This window comes from Comamonas sp. BIGb0152, assembly GCF_024809975.1.
Lineage (GTDB): Bacteria > Pseudomonadota > Gammaproteobacteria > Burkholderiales > Burkholderiaceae_C > Comamonas.
This window is the reverse complement of sequence record NZ_JANUDY010000003.1, coordinates 329,390-346,433: the sequence shown is the minus strand read 5'-3', so window position 1 is coordinate 346,433 and position 17,044 is coordinate 329,390. Positions and strand designations below refer to the sequence as shown.

General features: G+C 63.0%; 16 protein-coding genes. 9 read left to right on the top strand and 7 right to left on the bottom strand.

Going from position 1 to position 17,044, the window contains the following annotated elements:
* Positions 1-16: 16 nt before the first annotated feature.
* Positions 17-1,219 (bottom strand): aspartate aminotransferase family protein, encoded by a 1,203-nt coding sequence (locus M2375_RS08515; protein WP_259165174.1) that lies wholly within the window; start codon positions 1,217-1,219, stop codon positions 17-19.
* Between the two features lie 377 nt (positions 1,220-1,596).
* On the opposite strand from M2375_RS08515, the gene M2375_RS08510 reads away from it, so the two are divergent.
* Positions 1,597-1,956: a DUF3579 domain-containing protein gene (locus M2375_RS08510; RefSeq protein WP_259165173.1), complete on the top strand. Its 360-nt coding sequence runs from the start codon at positions 1,597-1,599 to the stop codon at positions 1,954-1,956.
* A 236-nt stretch (positions 1,957-2,192) separates the two neighbouring features.
* On the opposite strand, the gene rpsT is transcribed toward M2375_RS08510, so the two are convergent.
* Entirely contained in the window at positions 2,193-2,489 is a 297-nt protein-coding gene (rpsT, locus tag M2375_RS08505) for a 30S ribosomal protein S20 (RefSeq protein ID WP_021025539.1), read from the bottom strand.
* A gap of 118 nt (positions 2,490-2,607) precedes the next feature.
* On the opposite strand from rpsT, the gene murJ reads away from it, so the two are divergent.
* The 3 genes from murJ (at position 2,608) to ppk2 (ending at position 6,185) form a co-directional block, all read left to right on the top strand.
* A complete protein-coding gene (gene murJ, locus M2375_RS08500; RefSeq protein WP_259165172.1) occupies positions 2,608-4,173 on the top strand; it encodes a murein biosynthesis integral membrane protein MurJ in 1,566 nt (521 codons plus the stop codon).
* 172 nt (positions 4,174-4,345) lie between these two features.
* A complete protein-coding gene (locus M2375_RS08495; RefSeq protein WP_259165171.1) occupies positions 4,346-5,194 on the top strand; it encodes a SirB1 family protein in 849 nt (282 codons plus the stop codon).
* Positions 5,195-5,276: 82 nt separating this feature from the next.
* The gene (ppk2, locus tag M2375_RS08490) at positions 5,277-6,185 is read left to right on the top strand and encodes a polyphosphate kinase 2 (RefSeq protein ID WP_259165170.1); all 909 of its coding nucleotides are present in this window, start codon (positions 5,277-5,279) and stop codon (positions 6,183-6,185) included.
* Between the two features lie 310 nt (positions 6,186-6,495).
* Here the strand turns inward: ppk2 and M2375_RS08485 are convergent, their stop codons facing one another.
* Together M2375_RS08485 and purM are read right to left on the bottom strand one after the other, a co-directional pair.
* Entirely contained in the window at positions 6,496-7,608 is a 1,113-nt protein-coding gene (locus M2375_RS08485; RefSeq protein ID WP_259165169.1) for an AI-2E family transporter, read from the bottom strand.
* Between the two features lie 96 nt (positions 7,609-7,704).
* The gene (gene purM / locus M2375_RS08480; protein ID WP_259165168.1) at positions 7,705-8,754 is read right to left on the bottom strand and encodes a phosphoribosylformylglycinamidine cyclo-ligase; all 1,050 of its coding nucleotides are present in this window, start codon (positions 8,752-8,754) and stop codon (positions 7,705-7,707) included.
* Between the two features lie 399 nt (positions 8,755-9,153).
* Between purM and hda the strand changes: the two genes are divergently transcribed.
* Genes hda through folK form a run of 4 tightly spaced genes read left to right on the top strand, consistent with a single transcriptional unit; the run spans position 9,154 to position 12,756 of the window.
* Positions 9,154-9,849, top strand: a complete 696-nt coding sequence (hda, locus tag M2375_RS08475; protein WP_259165167.1) for a DnaA regulatory inactivator Hda — start codon at positions 9,154-9,156, stop codon at positions 9,847-9,849.
* 32 nt (positions 9,850-9,881) lie between these two features.
* Entirely contained in the window at positions 9,882-10,580 is a 699-nt protein-coding gene (locus tag M2375_RS08470; RefSeq protein ID WP_259165164.1) for an HAD family phosphatase, read from the top strand.
* Positions 10,577-12,175, top strand: coding sequence for a polynucleotide adenylyltransferase PcnB (pcnB, locus tag M2375_RS08465; protein ID WP_259165163.1), 1,599 nt, complete (start codon positions 10,577-10,579; stop codon positions 12,173-12,175). The genes M2375_RS08470 and pcnB overlap by 4 nt, the downstream gene beginning before the upstream one ends.
* 23 nt (positions 12,176-12,198) lie before the next feature.
* The gene (gene folK / locus M2375_RS08460) at positions 12,199-12,756 is read left to right on the top strand and encodes a 2-amino-4-hydroxy-6-hydroxymethyldihydropteridine diphosphokinase (RefSeq protein WP_259165162.1); all 558 of its coding nucleotides are present in this window, start codon (positions 12,199-12,201) and stop codon (positions 12,754-12,756) included.
* An 87-nt stretch (positions 12,757-12,843) separates the two neighbouring features.
* Here folK and M2375_RS08455 read toward each other — a convergent pair whose 3' ends face one another.
* Both M2375_RS08455 and M2375_RS08450 read right to left on the bottom strand, forming a co-directional pair.
* Positions 12,844-13,815, bottom strand: a complete 972-nt coding sequence (locus M2375_RS08455; RefSeq protein ID WP_259165161.1) for a tripartite tricarboxylate transporter substrate binding protein — start codon at positions 13,813-13,815, stop codon at positions 12,844-12,846.
* 162 nt (positions 13,816-13,977) lie between these two features.
* On the bottom strand, positions 13,978-15,033 hold the full coding sequence (locus tag M2375_RS08450) for a CDP-6-deoxy-delta-3,4-glucoseen reductase (RefSeq protein WP_259165160.1): 1,056 nt from the start codon (positions 15,031-15,033) through the stop codon (positions 13,978-13,980).
* A 141-nt stretch (positions 15,034-15,174) separates the two neighbouring features.
* Between M2375_RS08450 and M2375_RS08445 the strand changes: the two genes are divergently transcribed.
* Positions 15,175-16,221: an NAD-dependent epimerase/dehydratase family protein gene (locus tag M2375_RS08445; RefSeq protein WP_404979293.1), complete on the top strand. Its 1,047-nt coding sequence runs from the start codon at positions 15,175-15,177 to the stop codon at positions 16,219-16,221.
* Positions 16,222-16,256: 35 nt separating this feature from the next.
* Here M2375_RS08445 and M2375_RS08440 read toward each other — a convergent pair whose 3' ends face one another.
* Complete coding sequence (locus M2375_RS08440; protein WP_259165159.1) at positions 16,257-17,030, bottom strand: DUF4124 domain-containing protein; 774 nt, start codon at positions 17,028-17,030, stop codon at positions 16,257-16,259.
* Positions 17,031-17,044 lie beyond the last annotated feature (14 nt).

Sequence of the window (17,044 nt, the reverse complement as noted above, 5' to 3'; positions counted from 1 at the left end):
GCGTTCTTTTCTGGCCTTATTGGCCTGCCAGGAAGGATTTGACCAGTGGCACCAGCTTGGCGACGATTTCATCGGCTTCGGCTTCGGTCAGAATCAGCGGCGGCACGATGCGGATCACCGTGTCGGCGGTGACGCTGAACAGCAGGCCGGCCTCTTGCACGCCACGCGTGATCAGCTCGCCGCAGGGCTTGTTCAGCTCCACGCCGATCATCAGGCCCTGGCCGCGCACTTCGACAAAACCGGGTGTGCCGGCCAGTGCCTGGTTCAGCGCTGCCTGCAGGTAATCGCCCACCTTGGTGGCATTGGCCAGCAGGCCTTCTTCTTCCATGATGGCGATGGTTTCCACACCAGCACGCATGGCCAGCGGGTTGCCACCAAAGGTGGTTCCGTGGTTGCCCGGTTGCAGCACCTTGGCGGCCTTGGGGCCGGCTACCACGGCGCCCACTGGCACGCCCGAGCCCAGGCCCTTGGCCAAGGACATCACATCGGGCACGATGCCCGCCCACTGGTGGGCAAACCACTTGCCGGTGCGGCCCATGCCGGCCTGGATTTCGTCAACGACAAACAGCCAGTCCTTGGCGTCGCACAGCGCACGCACCTGCTTCATGAAGTCGGCGCGCATCGGGTGCAGGCCGCCTTCGCCCTGGATGGGTTCCATCATCACGGCGACGATATTGGGGTTGCCCTCGGTGGCTTCTTGCAGCGCCACAAAGTCGTTGGCCGGCACGCGCAGAAAGCCGTCCAGCAGCGGGCCAAAGCCGTTGCGCACCTTGGGGTTGGCGGTGGCGCTCATGGTGGCGATCGAGCGGCCATGGAAGGCATGGTCGAACACGACGATCACGGGCTTTTCGATGCCCTTGTCCACGCCGTATTTGCGCGAGATCTTGATGGCCGCTTCATTGGCTTCGAGGCCGGTGGAGCAGAAGAAGACATTGGTCATCTGCGAACGCTCAACCAGCAAGGCCGCCAGCTTTTCCTGGCCAGGCACATAGTAGTAGTTGCTGGTGTGGATCAGCTTGGTCATCTGGTCGTGCAGCGCTGCCACCAGCTTGCTGTGGTTGTGGCCCAGGGTGTTGACCGCGATGCCGCCCAGCGCATCCAGGTATTCCTTGCCGTTGACATCCCAGACTCGCACGCCCTGGCCTCGTTCCAGTGCGACTGGCACGCGGCCATAGGTAGTCATCACGTGGGGCTCAGAAGGCTTGACGAGGTCTTGCATGGAAAATCTCCGGAAAAAAGGATCAGAATCAAAAAATCCGCCTAAGCCCGTACCCCTATGGCACAGCACCGAGCGGAATACCCATTCTAGGGGCTGGGCAGCGACAGACTAGTGAAGAATGCGCATCACAGAATCGCAGTCGCCCACGGTCACTCGCTTGTCAACAGCGCATGGCTAGACTGAAGGCGGCACCATGCGCCGGGCAGGCCCGTGCTGGGCAGCGACCGCTCGCTGCGCCAGGTTATGTGTTTTTTGCATCTTTGGATGTTTTGAACTTATGCCTTGCGCACACCGATCTCTTATATAAGAGTTAAAATACGGGTTTGGCCTGAGGCAGTGATCCTGCGCACCGGGCGTCTATCAGAGGCTTCCACCCCATGGTTTCTCCAACATCTCAAGAAGTCTTCATCCTGGGCCTGACCCAGAATGGAAAGACCTTTCGCCCCAGCGACTGGGCGGAACGTCTTGCGGGGGTGATGAGCCAGTTTCGTCCGGGCGGCGCGCGCCGTGGCAGCCATTTGGGTTATTCGCCCTGGTGCGTTCCCACCACCATGAATGGCGCCAAGTGCGTGATCGTCAAGCGCGATCTGCAGGTGCATGAGCCCATGGCCTGGGATTTTGTGATGAACTTTGCGCGCGACAACGATCTGCAGACCACCGATGCCTGCCTGATCCCCGAGGTGCCGATCGATCCTGGCAAACCGGCCAGCAGCCCCAGCGATACCACCAAGGCCTGAGTTTTCAGGCCTTTTTTGCGGCCCCTGCGGGTGGGGGCCTGGATGCGACTGCCGCCGCCAATGCTGCCATGGCCGCCAATGGCAGTAGCTGCGCCGTTGGGTGATGCGAGCTGCGCAGTGCAGAGTCGATGGATACAACGAAAAAAGCCGTCTTGCGACGGCTTTTTAGTTCACTGAGAGCGCACCCGTTACAAACGGCGGGCAGAGGATTCTGCCCGTGCGATTGCCTAATGGGCTTAGGCGGCCAGTGCCAGGGCTTTGACCTTGGCAGCAATGCGGCTCTTATCGCGAGCAGCTTTGTTCTTGTGGAAGATGCCCTTGTCGGCAATCGTGTCCAGCACGGATTGTGCCTTGGCAAACAGTTCGGTGGCCTTGGTCTTGTCGCCAGCGGCAACAGCCTTTTCCACGTTCTTGATAGCGGTACGGTACTTGGAACGCAGCGAGGTGTTAGCGGCGTTCAGCTTAATGGTTTGGCGGGCGCGCTTGCGGCCGGATGCCAAACGGGGGTTTTTCTTGACTGGCTTAGATGCCATGATGAGTGTCCTTTGAGTCTGCGGATGTTTTCAGTGAATCGGGCATTATAGCTGCTGTTTACTCAGAAATCCAGATAACCGGCAATTTCCCACCAGTGGCACGGCTACACTGCCCGGTGTGTCACTGTTCAAAGCCGCCTCCACCGTCTCCCTGTTTACGCTGCTCTCGCGTATTACGGGGCTTGCCCGCGATCTTTTGATGGCCACCATGTTTGGTGCCAGCGCATTGACCGATGCGTTCAATGTGGCGTTTCGCATTCCCAACCTGTTCCGGCGCTTGTTTGCAGAAGGGGCCTTCAGCCAGGCCTTTGTGCCGGTGCTGGCCACCACCTTGACCAAAGAGGGCGAGGAGCGCACACGTGACTTGGTGCACAGCGTGGCCACCGTGCTGTTCTGGATTCTGGCCGTTACCTGCGTGGTAGGCGTGGTTGCGGCGCCCGCGCTGGTCTGGCTGCTGGCCAGCGGCCTGCGCCAAAACCCGGAAAGCTATGACGCTGCCGTGCTGATGACGCGCTGGATGTTTCCCTATATCGGCTTCATGTCCCTGGTGGCACTGGCCGCTGGCGTGCTCAATACCTGGAAGCGTTTCATCGTGCCGGCCTTCACGCCGGTGCTGCTCAATGTCAGCATGATCGTGGCCGCTTTGGCGCTGACGCCTTGGCTGCGCCGCCATGGGCTGGAGCCTATTTATGGCATGGCCGTCGGCGTGATGGCGGGGGGCGTGCTGCAGCTGCTGGTGCAGTTTCCGGCGCTGCGCCGCATCGGCATGCTGCCGCGTATCTCTTGCCGGCCTTCGGTGATCAAGGCGGCCTGGGCCGATGCCGGGGTGCGCCGCATCCTGTCGCTGATGGCGCCCGCCTTGCTGGGCGTGGGTGTGGCCCAGATCTCGCTGATGATCAACACCCAGATTGCCTCTTACTTGGCACCCGGCAGCGTGACCTGGCTGTTCTACGCCGACCGCCTGATGGAGTTCCCCACCGCTTTGCTGGGGGTGGCACTGGGCGTGGTGCTGACGCCGCAGCTGTCATCGGCCAAGGCTGCGGGTGACGATGAGCGCTATGGCGCCATGCTGGACTGGGGTTTGCGCATTGTGGTGCTGCTGGCCGCCCCTTGTGCGGCGGGCCTGCTGGTGTTTGCCAAGCCCTTGGTGGCCGTGCTGTTCCATTACGGCGCGCTCAAAGGCTCGGACGTGAACCAGATTGCGCTGGCCTTGCAAGGCTATGGGGTGGGGCTGCTGGCCATGGTGGCCATCAAGGTGCTGGCACCGGGCTTTTATGCCAGCCAGGACATCCGCACGCCGGTGAAGATTGCCATCTGTGTGCTGGTGCTCACCCAGCTGCTCAATGTGGTGCTGGTGCCTTCGCTGGCGCATACCGGTCTGGCTTTGTCGATTGGTCTGGGCGCGGTGATCAATGCGCTGTGGCTCTTGGTTGGTTTGATTCGGCGCGGCAGCTTCAAGCCTCTGCCAGGCTGGTGGATTTTTCTGGCGCGGGTGGTGCTGGCGGTGGCGCTGCTGACCATCTTTTTGGCCTGGGGCGCGCAGATGACGGACTGGGTTGCGATGGGCAGCCAGCGGCTGGAGCGCGTGGGCCTGCTGGCGCTGTGGATGACCGGCTCGGTTCTGCTGTACTTTGGCGTGCTGGCGCTCTCAGGCATGAAGCTGCGCAGCTTGCTGCGCCGCTGAGCGGGCCGTGGCCTTTAGGCGGCAATGGGTTAGGGATTGTGCGGTTTTTGCGCGATTTCCATCGCCCAGGGCCTGCATCGCGGCCTGTCTGGTGGTATACATAGAAACCATGGCACTGGCAGCGCACTAGGGTGCCAGCCATGTATGCGAATGCGCTGCAGTTGGGATGTGTATGGACTTCCGCTTTTCTATCCCCACACCGTTGGAGCATTTTGCGTCACTGGTCAGCAGTGACGACGGCTTTCCGCTGCTCGAAGCGGCCGCCGCCGTGGCTTGCATCGAGTATCCCCAGCTGGACACCCAGCAGGTGCTGCACGAGGTGGACAAGCTGCTGGGCCAGCTGATGGAAAGCCGCGATGCCAGCAGCCGCAGCGCGCTGACCCGCCTCAAGGCGCTCAACCACCGCTTCTATGCCGATTGGGGTTTTCAAGGCAACCCCAATGATTTCTACGCGCTCGACAACAGCTGCCTCAATGCCGTGCTGCACCGCAGGCGCGGCATCCCCGTATCGCTGGCCGTCATCTGGCTGGAGCTGGCCTCGGCCTTGCAGCTGCCGGCCCACGGCATCTGCTTTCCCGGCCATTTTTTGCTCAAGGTCAGCGTTGCAGAAGGGCAGATCGTGCTCGATCCGCTCTCGGGCCAGTCTTTTTCCAGTGGCATGCTGGCCGAGATGCTTGAACCCATGCAAAAGGCCTTTCACCGCGTTGACGAGGACGATGTGCCGCTGGGCTTGTATTTGCAGGCCGCGACGCCACGCGACATCATTGTGCGCATGCTCTCCAACCTCAAGGAGGTTTACCGCAGCGACAAGAGCTGGGCCAAGCTCATCGAGGTGCAAAACCGCCTGCTGCTGCTGCTGCCCAGCGAATGGACTGAACTGCGGGACCGCGGCCTGGCCTACGCCGAGCTGGGTGTGCATGACCGCGCCCGCGAAGACCTGCAGCAATACCTGAACCAGACCGGCAGCCCTTCAGATGCTGCCCATATACGTGCTGCTTTGTTAGATTTGCAACGGATGTAACATTTGACGTTGGTTTGACATTTTCTTGTCATTCTGTCGTCACACAACTTCGGCAAGATAGCGGCACTAGGGATGCGCCACTATGAAAGATCGATTAGGAATTTCTCCAGAAGACGTCATGCACAAGATTGCGCGTGATGTGATGGATGGCTACGACGAGTCTCTGGAGCTCGAGATGGAAGATGGCATGCTCGGCACGCCGTTTGCCGCTGGCATGACGGAGCACGACTACCAGTACTTCCGTGAGCTCTTGAGACTCCAGGGTGAACTGGTCAAGCTGCAGGACTGGGTGCAGCACACGGGCCAGAAGGTCGTTGTGCTGTTCGAAGGCCGCGATGCCGCTGGCAAGGGTGGCGTGATCAAGCGCATTACCCAGCGCCTGAACCCCCGCGTCGTGCGGGTTGCGGCCCTGCCGGCCCCCAATGACCGGGAGCGCACGCAGTGGTACTTTCAGCGCTATGTGGCGCACTTGCCCGCCGCCGGCGAGATCGTGCTTTTTGACCGCAGCTGGTACAACCGCGCTGGTGTCGAGAAGGTCATGGGCTTTTGCACCAATGACCAGTACGAAGAGTTTTTCCGCACCGTGCCGGACTTCGAGAGAATGCTGGTGCGCTCGGGGATTCTGCTGGTCAAGTACTGGTTCTCGATCAGCGACGAAGAGCAGCATCTGCGCTTCCTGGGCCGTATCCATGACCCCCTCAAGCAGTGGAAGCTCTCTCCCATGGATCTGCAAAGCCGTGTGCGCTGGGAAGAGTACACCAAGGCCAAGGAAGTGATGCTGGAGCGCACCCACATCCCCGAAGCGCCCTGGTGGCTGGTACATGCCGATGACAAGAAAAAAGCACGTTTGAACTGCATCGCGCATTTTCTGGCCCAGGTGCCCTATACCGATGTGGACCATGAGAATGTGGTGCTGCCGGACCGGATACGCCACCCGGATTACAGCCGGGTTCCCGTGCCTGCTTCTATGTACGTTCCGGAAGTCTATTAATCCAGATTCTCGATCATTCAATACGAATTACCTCGGCTTAACCACCGAGGTTTTTTTATGCCCGGATTCCCGGTAGATGCAGGTGGGTGTGCGGGATTGGGCTAGGGCGCAGCGCTGCGAACCTACACGGTCGTGGGGCAGTGCAGGCAGCACTGACCAGGCGCAGGGATGTGGGCGGCAGAGCGCCAAGGCGAGGGCTAAAAGCCAACCGCTTGTGCTGGGGTTGGCGCAGTACCTGCAGCTGCGTGGGGAAGCGGTGGCAAGGAGCAGGGGCTGCACCTCCACCTGGTGCAGCGCCAAAGACTAGAGGTTAGATCAACCGCGCCGCAAACAGCTCTTTTTTCAGATAGGCGTAGAAAAGCGGGGCTGCCACCAGCCCGGAGGGGCCAAAAATGGCCTCGGCGACAAACATGACGGAGAGCAGCTCCCAGACGCCCATATGCGTCTTGGCGCCCACCACCTTGGCGTTGATCAGGTACTCGGCCTTGTGGATCAGTACCAAAAAGGCCAGGCAGGCCACGGCAGTCAGGGGCGACACCGACAGGCCCACGGTGGTGATCACCGCATTGCACACCAGGTTGCCGACGATAGGAATCAGGCCCCCAAAGAAGGTCAGCATGATCAGCGCGCCGCTGTAGGGCAGGCGCATATTGATCAGCGGCAGAATGCCCAGCAGGAAGATGGCGGTCAGGATGGTGTTGAACAGCGCAATCCAGAACTGGGCCGCAACAATCTGGCGGAAGGCATCGCCAAAGCGCTGCACCCGCAGCTGCAACTGGTAGGCCAGCGGCGCGTGGGAATGGCGGCTGTGGCGCACGGCGGCCAGCGAGCCAATCAAGAGGCCGACAAACACATAGAGCAGACCGGTCAGCCAGAGCCGGCCCATGTTGGCGATGGCGCCAGCCTTGGTGCCCAGGTACTCGGCCGCCCGCTGCTGCAGGTCTTGCACGCCATCGGGCAATACATTGGCCAGCTCGGGCGGCAGCTTGCTGCGCAGGTCGAGCAAGGTCTTGGCCATTGATACCAGCATCTCGCGGTACTGCTGCGGGGCATTGAGCAAATAGCCCTGGGAGTGGATCAGACCCAGGGTGACCAGCACCACGGGCACGACCAGCACGATGGTGACGGCCAGGTATTCAATCCACAGTGGTGGGGGTGTGTTCAGCGCAGTGGGAACGCGGCTGAGCTCCCGAATCTTGTGCACCAAAAACAGGGTAAAGGTGTAGCCCGCGCATGCGGCCAGCAGACCCACCAGCAAGCCGTTGAGCATGATCAGCAGCAGCCCAGCGCCCATCAGCACATAGGAGGCCACGCGCACGCCCCAGTGCGCAGGGGGCGGGCGCCACTGGTGGGGCAGGTCCTTGGCGCCACTGGCCGGCAGGCTGGGGCTGTTGGACGAAGGCGTTGCAGAATCCGGTTGCATGGTAGGCCATCCATCTGAGCGAGTCGGTGGGCCAGGGTCTGGCCCCTGCTGCGCGCTGGGCAGGCAACTGAACTGCGCCTGCCCTATTGAGGAAGCTTAGCGCACCGTGACTGCGGCATCGGCACCGCGTGGGCCAATGCTGCCAATAGCCCACACTTGTTCACCAAGCGCGGTGAAGGCGTCCTGCACGGCTTGCGCACTTTCTGCGGGCACGACCACCACCATGCCGATACCGTTGTTGAACGTGCGGTTCATCTCGATATCGTCAATGCCAGCGGTCTTTTGCAGCCAGGCAAACAGCTCGGTCTGGGGCCAGCTGCCCTTGACCAGGTGTGCGCCCAGGCCTTCAGGCAGCACGCGGGGAATGTTCTCCAGCAGGCCGCCACCGGTGATGTGGGCCAGCGCCTTGATGGGCTGCGAAGCCAGCACCTTCAGCACGTTGAGCACATACAGGCGGGTGGGTTCCATGATGGCGTGCTTGAAGGGCTTGCCATCCAGGGTGTCGGGCAGGCCGCCCTGGCTTTCGGCGCGCTCGATGCACTTGCGCACCAGCGAGAAGCCGTTGGAGTGCACGCCGTGCGAGGCTAGGCCCAGCACCACGTCGCCGGCTTGCACATTCTGGCCGGTCAGGATCTTGCTTTTCTCGACGGCACCGACGGCAAAGCCGGCCAGGTCGTATTCGCCATCGGGGTACATGCCGGGCATCTCGGCGGTCTCGCCACCGATCAGCGCGCAGCCCGACAGCTCGCAGCCCTTGGCAATGCCGCCGACCACCGCTGCTGCGGTATCGACATCGAGCTTGCCGCAGGCAAAGTAATCGAGGAAGAACAGCGGCTCGGCGCCTTGCACCAGCACGTCGTTGACGCTCATGGCCACTAGGTCGATACCCACGGTGTCGTGCATGTTCCACTCAAAAGCCAGGCGCAGCTTGGTGCCCACGCCGTCCGTTCCAGACACCAGCACTGGCTCTTTGTAGCGCTTGGGCACTTCAAACAGCGCGCCAAAGCCACCAATACCTGCCATCACGCCTTCGCGCATGGTTTTCTTGGCCAGCGGCTTGATGCGCTCGACCAGCGCGTCGCCTGCGTCAATATCAACGCCAGCATCTTTGTATGAGAGAGGGGTGGAGGAATTGGAAGAGCTCATGGGGGACTAGAAAGGCAATAAAGCTGACCCAACGGGGCCAGAAACGTCGATTTTATGCCGCAAGCCATACCCGAGGGGGGCGAATGCCCGTCTACAGAGCACTGTTACCCGCTGGGCCGCGTTTTTGGGCGTGCTTTGTGGCCGATTTAATGCATAAATGCCGCACACAGGTCTTTTGTGCCGCACGGCCGTGACTACCGACTAAAATCAACGGGTTTGCATGTATGGGCCCGGCCTGTGCATGGCCGAGCAAAAGCGCCATGTTGGCGCGCGCCGCGCCAACGAAACTGACCGCTTTCTAGTATTGAACGCAGCCATGCGTGAGATTTCCCTTTCTCTGATCACCCCCTGCGCTGTGCCCACTGCACGGCGGGCAGGGGCGTGGGTTGGAGCAGGTGCATGAAGCAGATGGCTTTGGATCTGGGTCTGGCACCAGGGCCCAACCTGAACCGGTTTTTTGCCGGCTCCAACCAGGCGGCGCTTGCGCACTTGCATGCGCAGGTCAATGAAGCCTGGGACACGCCGCGCTCGACCGTGCCGACCTACCTCTGGGGCGAGATGGGCTGCGGCAAGACCTATTTGTTGCGTGCTGTGGCCGAAGCCTTGCGCGAGCAAGGCGCGCCCGTGGGCTGGCTCGATGCGAGCACCCGCTTTCCCAGCGCCTTCAACGAGCGTTGGTCGGCGGTGGTGCTGGATGAGGTGCATCTGTACAACCCGGTGCAGCAGGCTGCGGCCTTCAACTGGTTCGTCAACGCCACCAGCCCGGCAACGGGTGCACGGCGCTGGGTGCTGGCCGCTGGCGATGTGCCGCCGTCCGATCTGAAACTGCGTGACGATTTGCGCACCCGGCTGGGCTGGGGCGAAATCTACCAACTCCATCTGCTCAGCGAAGCACAGCGCAGAGGGGTTTTGAAAGACGAAGCCAAACGACGTGGCCTGGTATTGACCGACGATGTGATGGATTACATGCTCAAGCGCTTTTCACGCGATTTGGGCAGCCTGATGCAACTGCTGGACCACCTGGACAATTTTGCCTTGCGCAACAAACGGGGCCTGACAATACCGTTGCTCAAGGACATGCTGGAGACCGAATAAGTGATCTGGCAGCAACAACCGAGATTTTTTGAATGAACCAACCTGATGGCGCCGGCACACGGCTTGCGCTTTTTGACCTGGACCACACCTTGCTGCCGCTTGATTCGGACTACGAATGGGGCGAGTTCACCTTGCGCAAGGGCTGGTGCGACAAGCAAGCGTTTGGCAGCCGCAATGCCGCCTTCTTTGCCGATTACCAAAAAGGCACGCTCGACATCCATGCCTATGTGCGTTTTGCCACCGAGGCCATTCGCAAGCTGGGGCAGCAGGCGGCCGATGAGGCCCACCGCGCTTTCATGCAAGAGGTCATCGAGCCGCACATCCAGCCGGCCGCACGTGCGCTGCTGCAGCAGCACCGGGATGCGGGTGACACCATCGTGATTGTCACGGCCACCAATGAGTTTGTGACCCGCCCCATCGCGCGGGCCTTGGGTGTGGAGCATTTGCTGGCCGTCAACCTGGCGCGCGATGCCTCGGGCTGGATCACCGGTGAGATCGAGGGTGTGCCCACCATGCGCGCCGGCAAGGTCACCCGCATGGAGGCCTGGATGGCCGAGCGCGGCCTGCGCTGGGACAGCGTGGACAGTATCTTCTACAGCGATTCGATGAACGACGTGCCACTGCTGGAAAAAGTCAACACCCCGGTGGCCACCAACCCTGACGACCGCCTGCGCCAATTGGCTGCCGAGCGCGGCTGGCGCATCCTGGACCTGCTGGAGCCTCACGCATGATCAAGAACATCATTGACAAACTGCTGGGCAAGGCTACGGCCGCCAGCAAAACCAAGAACCCTTTCGGCAAGCGCGAGGAAGTCGGCGTCGATGTCCACAAGATCGATCCAGCGATGGTCGACCGCCGGGCGGTGGATGTCTGCAGCACCTTGAAGGAAGCGGGCTTTGAAGCCTATGTCGTCGGCGGTGCGGTGCGCGATCTGCTGCTGGGCCTGCGCCCCAAGGACTTTGACGTGGCCACCAATGCCACGCCCGAGCAGGTCAAGAGCCTGTTTCGCCGCGCCTTCATCATCGGGCGGCGCTTTCGCATCGTGCACGTGGTCTATGGCCGAGGCCGCGAGAACGAGGTCATCGAGGTGACCACCTTCCGCGCCTTTCTCGACAGCTCCAAGGCCGAGCAGGTGCAGGGCAACGAAAAAACCAGCAAGGCAGCCCTGGCCGGCATGAAGCTGGCCGTTGACGAAAGCGGCCGCGTGCTGCGCGACAACGTCTGGGGCCCGCAAAACGAGGATGCAGCGCGGCGCGACTTCACCGTCAACGCCATGTACTACGACCCGCAGACCCAGATCGTGGTGGACTACCACAAGGGTATCCGCGATGCCCAAAAGCTGGTGCTGCGCATGATTGGCGACCCGGTCACGCGCTACCGCGAAGACCCGGTGCGCATCATCCGCGCCGTGCGCTTTGCTGCCAAGCTCAGCAAGAAGGGCTTCACGATTGACCCCAAGACGGCCAAGCCCTTGGTGGAGTGCGCCCAGCTGCTGCAGGAAGTGCCGCAAAGCCGCATGTTTGACGAGATGCTCAAGCTCTTGCAAACCGGGCATTCGCTGGCCTCGATCGAGCAATTGCGCCATCTGGGCCTGGCCAAGGGCATTTACCCGCTGCTCGATGTGGTGGTGGACCGCGCCGATCTGCCCTTTGTGCAGGCCGCGCTGATGGACACCGACCGCCGCGTGGCCGAAGGCAAGAGCGTGGCGCCCAGCTTCCTGCTCGCCTGCGTGCTGTGGCAAGACGTCAAAGCCGGCTGGGACAAGCGCATGCTGCGCGGCGAGCACCCGCACCCGGCCTTGCAAGATGCCATTGACGATGTCTTCAACCTGCGCATTGGGGATGTGTCCGGCCGGGGCAAGCTGGCCGCTGACATGCGCGAGATTTGGGTGATGCAACCGCGCTTTGAAAAGCGCACGGGCAGCACACCATTTGGCATGATTGCGCAGGCGCGCTTCCGTGCCGGTTTCGATTTTCTGCGTTTGCGTGCCGATGTGGCTGAGGTCGATGAAGCACTGGCCAACTGGTGGCAGGAGTTCCAGCAGGCTGATGAGGCACGCCGTGAAGACCTGATCGAGCAGGTGCGCGAAGAGCAGCGTGCCAAGCCCAAGACGGGCGCGGCCAAGCCCAAGCGCAGCCCGAGAAAGCCCGTGGCAGACAGCGGCGTCGAGCAAGAAAGCGGCTCCAGCCTGGACCAGGTGGCGCAGCAGGCCATGGACGCTGACGATGGTGGCGCCGTCAATGCGCCTGCCAAAAAACGCCGCCGTCGCCGCCGCAAACCTGGCGCCGCAGATGCGGGCGGCAGTGCAGCCGCTGACAGTGAATGAGCCGGCCCCCAGCTGCGACATCCATGGCTGCGGCCTTGCCGCTGGCCGTTGAGGCCGAGCGGCTGGCAAGCGGCGATGCCGCGCCGCCCGCCGGACAGGCGCTGCCAGTCTGGATAGGCCTGGGCGCCAATCTGGGTGACCGGGGTGAGGCCCTGCGTCTGGCCTTGCAGCAGTTGGACGCCAGCGCCGGGGTCGCCGTGCAGGCGGTCTCCTCACTCTATGCCAGCCGGCCCGTGGATTCGTCGGGACCCGACTACCTCAATGCAGTGGCGGAGCTGCGCACGGCGCTGTCTGCGCACCAGCTCTTGCGCTTGCTGCAGCAGCTAGAGCTGGATGCCGGCCGGGAGCGGCCTTACCGCAATGCGCCCAGAACGCTGGACCTGGATGTGCTGCTCTATGGCAGCCGCGCCACGGTGATCGCGATGCCCGACCTGGAGTTGCCCCATCCGCGCATGTGGCAGCGCGCCTTTGTGCTGGCGCCGCTCCAGGAGCTGCAGCCCGCCTGGGTGAGCGATGCGCAACTGCAGCCGCTGCTGGCGCAGGGCGTTCAGCGCAGCCAGGGGCCTGGGTGGTGGCGCTGAGCTGAGGCCTACGCACCAAGCGCAAAGCCCCGCAGCAGCATGCTGGCGGGGCTTTTAAATGGGCGCGAACTGACCGGAGCCTGGGCCCTAGTCGACCTTGGCGCCCGAGAGCTTGACCACCGACTCGTACTTGTTGCGCTCAGCGGCCATGAACTTGTCAAACTCCGCCGGCGTGGTGGGCACGGGCTCAGCCATCAGGCTGGCAAAGCGGGTCTTGGTGGTGGGGTCCTTGAGGGCCTCGGTGAAGGCCTTGTTGAGGCGGTTGATGACATCGGCCGGTGTGTTGGCCGGTGCCACCAGGCCCCACCAGGTGTCGATCTCAAAGCCCTTGAGGGTGTCAGCCAAGGGCGGCACACCGGGCAGCATGGGGCTGGCATGCAGGCTGGTGACGGCCAGGGCGGTGAGCTTGCCGCTGTGGATGTTGACCGAGGCAGCAGCCAGGTTGTCGATGTTGAAATCGACCTCACCGGACAGCAGGGCCAGCTGGGCCGGGTTGGCGCCACGGTAGGGCACGTGCACCGCAAAAATGCCGGCCTGGCGCTTCATCATCTCGCCAGCCAGGTGGCCGGCGCTGCCATTGCCGCCGCTGCCGAAATTGAGCTTGCCAGGATTTTTCTTGGCGTAGGCGATCAGGTCCTGCACATTGCTGATCTGCAAGGCCTTGGCGCGCTCGGTGTTCATCACCAGCACATTGGGCACGCGCACCATCTGCGTGATGGCCGTGAAATCCTTGGCCGCGTTGAAAGGCATCTTGGTATAGAGCCAAGGGTTGACCGCGTGCGTGGCCGTGGCCGACAGGCCGATGGTCAGGCCATCGGGTGCCGCTTTAGCCACAATGTCGGCGCCGATATTGCCGCCGGCACCCGCCTTGTTGTCGATGACCACGGTGCCCAGCTGGTCGCGGACCCGCTCGGCCAGAATGCGCGATGTGACATCCAGTGGGCCACCGGGCGCGTAGGGCACGACCAGGCGGATCACAGGATCGGCCGCAAAGGCAGCAGGTGCGCTGAGGACGGAGGCAGCCAGGAGGGTGGATAACAGGATATTTCTGCGTTGCATGCTTTTGTGTCTTGTGTAGGAGGGAAGAACGACGCAGCGTCTGCGATGAGCAGGCACTACCCCCAAAAAATTTTCAAGTGTAGCGGCTGCGCTGTGTAGTCGGTGTGACGTGCTCGCCACCGATGGCGTTCGGCCGCGTCTCGGGTCCTGGGGCGCAGCAGCTCAGATGATCTGGTTTTGCTTGTCTGCTTCGGTCACGAACGAATCGGCAAAGAATGCGTCATCGGGCAGGCCGCGTTGCGCCGTAAAGCTGGCACGGGCCGAATCCACCACAATGGGCGCGCCACAGGCGTAGACCTCGTAGCCCGAAAGGTCGGGGAAATCATCGAGGACGGCCTGGTGCACAAAGCCGCTGCGGCCTTGCCAGCCGTCTTCGGCCAGCGCATGGGAGGCCACGGGCACGTACTGCAGCTGGGGCATCTCGGCACTGCGTGCCAGCATCCAGTCGTGCATGTACAGGTCTTGGGGGCGGCGCCCGCCCCAGTACACCGTCACCGGGCGGGTATTGCCCTGGTGCTGCAGCTGCTCGACCAGGGCCTTGATGGGCGCAAAGCCGGTGCCCGAGGCTAAAAAGACCATGGGCTTGTCGCCCTCATGCAGGTAGAAGCTGCCAAACGGGCCCTCAATGCGCAGGATCTCGCGCTCCTTCATCACGCCGAACACATGGTCGGTGAACAGGCCGCCTGGTGTGTGGCGGATATGCAACTCCAGACCGGGCGTGCTGTCCTGGTGGTGCGGCGCAAGCGCCATCGAGTACGCGCGGCGCAGGCCGCCCGCGAGCAAAAATTCGATGTACTGGCCGGCGTGGTAGCGAAAGCTGTCGGCGGCCGGCAGCTGCAGCCGCAGCTTGACGACATCGGGAGAGAGGCGCTCGATGGCCTGCACCCGCACAGGCATTTTCTTGATCGGAAACGCGCTTTCATCGGTGACATGGCGCGACTCGATCACCACATCGCTGGTGGGCACGGCGCAGCACGGCAGGATCATGCCGTCGGCTTCTTCCTGGGGGCTCAAGGCCCGCTCGCTGTGGGGGCCATGCACGACAGTGCCGCTGAGTTTCTTGCATTTGCAGGAGCTGCAGGCACCATCCTTGCAGCCATAGGGCAGGCCCACGCCGCTGCGGATGGCCGCCGTGAGGATTGCTTCCGAGGCCTGGGTGGCAAATGCGCGTCCGCTGGGCAGGACCGAGATTTGAAACGCGCTGGACAAAGAGCTCATTGCACCAAAATTCCTTATCGACACAAAACAACGGCGCTCGCAAGCGCCTGGGTATGCATAAATGGGGGAGGCTTGCGCATTTGCAAGTCGCTCCAGACGCTAGACTCCGGTGTGCCCCAACATGAACCACGAAAGCTTATTGTGCCTTCAAACCAAAGCCCGCAAGCTGGGCTCCGACCGCGTGGCCTGACGGCCCTGCCAGCCCGTTTTCGGCGCCAGCGGGTGCTGATCGTGGGCTGCGGCGATGTGGGCCAGCGTGTGCTGCGGCTGTGGCAGCGCGCGGGCCAGGACCCGCGCACGGCGCGTGGCCCCTTGGTGCGGGCACTGACCTCCTCTGCGCAACGCCTGGAGCACCTGCGTGCCTTGGGGGCCACCCCGTTACAAGGCAATCTCGATGACCCGCGCAGCCTGCGCCGGCTCGCCGGCCTGGCCCAGCGCCTGGTGCACCTGGCGCCCCCGGCACAGCCGCCCGCAGGCCTGTCGCAAGCCGCCTCTTCGCGCGATCTGCGCAGCCGCAACCTGCTGCGCGCCCTGGTCTGCCGTGCGGGCCAGGCGCCGCGCATTGTCTACGGCTCTACCAGCGGTGTGTATGGCAACTGGGATGGCGAATGGGTGCGCGAAACGCATGCACTGCGCGCCTCCACCGCCCGGGCCTTGCGCCGGGTGGATGCCGAGCGCCAGTTGCGCCAATGGGCGCTGCGTTTGGGCGCCAGCGGCGCGGGGGTGCATGTGCTGCGCATTCCCGGCATCTACGCGGGCGACCGCGAGGGCGGCACGCCCCTGGGGCGCTTGCAGCGCGGCACGCCGCTGCTGCGGCGCGAAGACGATGTCTATACCAGCCATATCCATGCCGATGACCTGGCGCGGGCGGTGGAGCGAGCCCTGTGGCGGGGCAGGCCCCAGCGCATCACCAATGTGGCCGATGACTCTGCCATGCCGATGGGCGATTATTTTGACCTGGCTGCCGACCTTTGGCGCCTGCCGCACCCGGCCCGTATTAGCCTGGCAGAGGCGGAGCAGCAGCTCAGCCCCACCTTGCTGAGTTTTATGCGCGAATCGCGGCGGCTGAGCAATACGCGGATGCGCAAAGAGCTGGGTGTGGTGCTGCGTTACCAGACCGTGCACCACGGCCTGCAAGCGGCGGTGTATTTGGTGGGCCCTGCAAGTTCAGCAGATTCGGCGCATTAATCAAGGCTGCCCGTGTAGACCCTTGATCTCAGCCCTTAGCAGGGCGCGTTGCCCCCTTGGCTGCGGCAGCTGCGCGGGTTGGCGCCCGGGGCGGGTGGGCGCACGGTCTCGCCAATCTGGCCACGCGGATGCGAATAGCCTTGGGAGTCCACGCATTTGAAGACATCACAACGGCTGATGCTGGGTGCCGGAGCAGGCTGCACCGGTGGCCGGGGTGGAGGCGGGCGGTAATAGGGGTAGCGGTCGCCGTAGGGATCGACAGGCACAACGGCGCTGGGAGCCGGGCGGCTGGCTTCCAGGCGGCTGTAGGCTTCCGGGCCCAGGCAGTCAAGCTCCATCTGGCGCTTGGCAGCCTCCAGCTGGGCGCTGCTGCCCATGGCCTTGTCGGCAGCGGCTTCGGATGCGGCGCTGTAGCGTTCACGCGACTGCTGGCAGGCAGCGGACTGGGCCGGGTTGGCCGCAGTGCCACGGCTGGCGGCTCTTTGTTCGCGTTGCTCGGCGCGCTCATCGGCTTGCAGGCGGCGCTGGGCCAGTTCCTGCTCGCGCCGGTCTGCCTTGGCTTGCAGTGCTTCCTGCTCACGGGCACGGTCTTGGGCCAGTTCTTCGTCGGTTTTGCGGCGCTCAATCTCGGTGGCCTTGGCACCGCTGCTGCAGGCGCCATCGGTGTAGCTCACCTTGCCGGTGTTGGCATCAATGCAACGGGTGACTTGGGCCTGGGCCCAGGGTGCCGCCAGCACACAAGCGCACCACAGGGCCAGCAAAGCAGCGGGCTTGTGGTGCGATGGGCGGATTACCGATGTGAGGCGCATGGCAGGGAGGCCTG

Excerpts from the sequence above, each read along its gene's own strand:
- rpsT (WP_021025539.1), bottom strand. The coding sequence starts at position 2,489 with ATGGCATCTAAGCCAGTCAAGAAAAACCCCCGTTTGGCATCCGGCCGC.
- hda (WP_259165167.1), top strand. The coding sequence starts at position 9,154 with ATGAAGCAGATGGCTTTGGATCTGGGTCTGGCACCAGGGCCCAACCTG.
- M2375_RS08450 (WP_259165160.1), bottom strand. The coding sequence starts at position 15,033 with ATGAGCTCTTTGTCCAGCGCGTTTCAAATCTCGGTCCTGCCCAGCGGA.
- folK (WP_259165162.1), top strand. The coding sequence starts at position 12,199 with ATGGCTGCGGCCTTGCCGCTGGCCGTTGAGGCCGAGCGGCTGGCAAGC.
- M2375_RS08495 (WP_259165171.1), top strand. The coding sequence starts at position 4,346 with ATGGACTTCCGCTTTTCTATCCCCACACCGTTGGAGCATTTTGCGTCA.
- M2375_RS08485 (WP_259165169.1), bottom strand. The coding sequence starts at position 7,608 with ATGCAACCGGATTCTGCAACGCCTTCGTCCAACAGCCCCAGCCTGCCG.
- M2375_RS08440 (WP_259165159.1), bottom strand. The coding sequence starts at position 17,030 with ATGCGCCTCACATCGGTAATCCGCCCATCGCACCACAAGCCCGCTGCT.
- ppk2 (WP_259165170.1), top strand. The coding sequence starts at position 5,277 with ATGAAAGATCGATTAGGAATTTCTCCAGAAGACGTCATGCACAAGATT.
- pcnB (WP_259165163.1), top strand. The coding sequence starts at position 10,577 with ATGATCAAGAACATCATTGACAAACTGCTGGGCAAGGCTACGGCCGCC.
- M2375_RS08470 (WP_259165164.1), top strand. The coding sequence starts at position 9,882 with ATGAACCAACCTGATGGCGCCGGCACACGGCTTGCGCTTTTTGACCTG.
- purM (WP_259165168.1), bottom strand. The coding sequence starts at position 8,754 with ATGAGCTCTTCCAATTCCTCCACCCCTCTCTCATACAAAGATGCTGGC.
- M2375_RS08515 (WP_259165174.1), bottom strand. The coding sequence starts at position 1,219 with ATGCAAGACCTCGTCAAGCCTTCTGAGCCCCACGTGATGACTACCTAT.
- M2375_RS08510 (WP_259165173.1), top strand. The coding sequence starts at position 1,597 with ATGGTTTCTCCAACATCTCAAGAAGTCTTCATCCTGGGCCTGACCCAG.
- M2375_RS08455 (WP_259165161.1), bottom strand. The coding sequence starts at position 13,815 with ATGCAACGCAGAAATATCCTGTTATCCACCCTCCTGGCTGCCTCCGTC.